The sequence below is a fragment of the Streptomyces sp. NH27 genome (genome assembly GCF_056859195.1).
In genome coordinates this window covers 1-2,127 of the sequence record NZ_JACEGK010000818.1, presented here as the reverse complement: position 1 = coordinate 2,127, position 2,127 = coordinate 1, and the positions used below count along the sequence as shown (strand labels likewise).

The following is a 2,127-nucleotide window of genomic DNA, read 5'->3' as shown; positions in this document are numbered from 1 at the left end:
CGCCCGCACCGTGTCCACCAGCGGACCCGGCAGGCCCTCGCGGCCGAGGAACCCGCTGGCGAGCAGATGCAGCAGTGCGGTCTCCTCCAGCATGCGGGACGGCCAGTCGCCGCCGGAGGCCGGTATGGCGCCCAACTCCCGCACCCGCGAGGCCAGTCCGGGCGCTTGGGCGTCCACCATCCGGGCCGCCGTCTCGTCGAACGAGCGGTGCCCGGCGCGGTCCGCCCCGGCCAGCCCGCCGCGCAGCAGATCGGCGAGCCGCTGCTCCAACTCGGCGGCGCCGCCCTCGACCCGCACCGCCCGCCGGTCGGCGCGCCGCCTGGCCGCCTCCGGGTCGGCGGGCCCGGAGGCGCGCGGCGCTCCGGCGCCGGCGGCGTCGGCCTCCTCTTTCTTACGCCGCGCGGTCACCCACTGCTCCACCCACTCCGGCTCCGTGCCCGCCGCGCCGGCCACTGCTATCGGCCCGTCCGCGCCGCCGGCCCACAGCAACAGCAGCGCCAGCGCGTGCTTGCACGGGAACTTCCGGCTCGGGCAACTGCACCGGTACGCGGGCCCGCGGGTGTCCACCGCCGTCTGGTACGGCTTGCTGCCGCTGCCCTTGCACAGCCCCCACACCGCTGTGCCCGCCGCCCCCGTGCCGGACCACGGCGCGGGCGTCGCGAGCTTCGCGCCGGCCTTCCGTGATGCGGCGTCAGGCGCGAGCGCGAGCACCTGATCCACCGTCCACCGCGTTTCCGTCTCCATGCCACAGACCGTAGGGCCCGGCACTGACAATCGTCATGACCTGCGGAAATAGCGCTGGGTGACCGATTGTCAGTGGTCGGGTGCATCGTGGAGAACACACCGAACGAGCACGGGGCCGAAGGGTCCCGCGCAAGCGAGTGGGGGAGAACCGTGTCGCTCATGTCCGAAACCAGCAGCACCACCGCCGGTCCCGAGCCGGCCGCGCCCGGCGGCGGTTCCGCCACCGCTCCGGCCGGCTCGGGGGGCAGCGCCGTGCCCGGCTTCGAGCAGGCCCTGCGGCCGCACGCGGAGGACTCCTTCGCGGACGAACTCGCCGCGCTCGCCGCCGCCGACGACCGCACCCGCCCGGCCCGCTGGAAGCTGTCCCCGTGGGCGGTCGCCACCTACCTGCTCGGCGGCACCCTCCCGGACGGCACCGTGATCACCCCGAAGTACGTCGGCCCGCGCCGCATCGTGGAGGTCGCCGTCACCACCCTCGCCACCGACCGCGCGCTGCTGCTGCTCGGCGTGCCCGGCACCGCCAAGACCTGGGTCTCCGAGCACCTCGCCGCCGCGATCAGCGGCGACTCCACCCTCCTGGTCCAGGGCACCGCGGGCACCCCGGAAGAGGCGATCCGCTACGGGTGGAACTACGCACAGCTGCTCACCCACGGCCCCACCCCTGCCGCCCTCGTGCACAGCCCGGTGATGCGCGCGATGGCCGAGGGCCGGATCGCCCGGGTCGAGGAGCTGACCCGTATCCCGGCCGACGTGCAGGACACCCTCATCACCATCCTCTCCGAGAAGACCCTGCCGATACCCGAGTTGGGCACCGAGACCCTGGCCGTGCGCGGCTTCAACATGATCGCGACCGCCAACGACCGCGACCGCGGGGTCAATGAACTGTCGAGTGCCCTGCGCCGCAGGTTCAACACCGTGGTGCTGCCGCTGCCCGCCACCGCGGAGGAGGAGGTGGACATCGTCTCCCGCCGGGTCGACCAGCTCGGCCGCGGTCTCGACCTGCCCGCCGCCCCGCGCGGCGCCGACGAGATCCGCCGCGTGGTCACCGTCTTCCGCGAACTGCGCGGCGGCGTCACCGAGGACGGCCGCACCAAGGTCAAGTCGCCCTCCGGGACGCTCTCCACGGCCGAGGCGATCTCGGTCGTCACCGGCGGTCTCGCGCTCGCCGCGCACTTCGGCGACGGGGTGCTGCGCGCGGGCGACATCGCGGCCGGCATCCTCGGCGCGGTCGTCCGCGATCCGGCCGCGGACCGGCTGGTCTGGCAGGAATACCTCGAAACGGTGGTCCGCGGGCGCGATGGCTGGAAGGACTTCTACCGGGCCTGCCGCGAGGTGTCCGCATGACTGCCGCCGGCGGCAAGGCGGTCGCGGTGCCGGTCGCGG

2 protein-coding genes are annotated in these 2,127 nt (G+C 74.6%); one reads left to right on the top strand and one right to left on the bottom strand.

All coding sequences use genetic code 11. The features are described 5' to 3' along the window. On the bottom strand, nucleotides 1-744 hold a 744-nt coding region (locus AC13HU_RS36160), incomplete at its 3' end, for an SWIM zinc finger family protein (RefSeq protein ID WP_483046234.1). A gap of 159 nt (nucleotides 745-903) precedes the next feature. Here AC13HU_RS36160 and AC13HU_RS36155 point away from each other — a divergent pair. Continuing rightward, a complete protein-coding gene (locus AC13HU_RS36155) occupies nucleotides 904-2,088 on the top strand; it encodes an ATP-binding protein (RefSeq protein WP_483046233.1) in 1,185 nt (394 codons plus the stop codon). The last annotated feature ends 39 nt before the right edge of the window (nucleotides 2,089-2,127 follow it).

What these genes read in the sequence shown, in the direction of transcription:
- AC13HU_RS36155 (WP_483046233.1), top strand. Translation starts at nt 904, where the DNA reads ATGTCCGAAACCAGCAGCACCACCGCCGGTCCCGAGCCGGCCGCGCCC.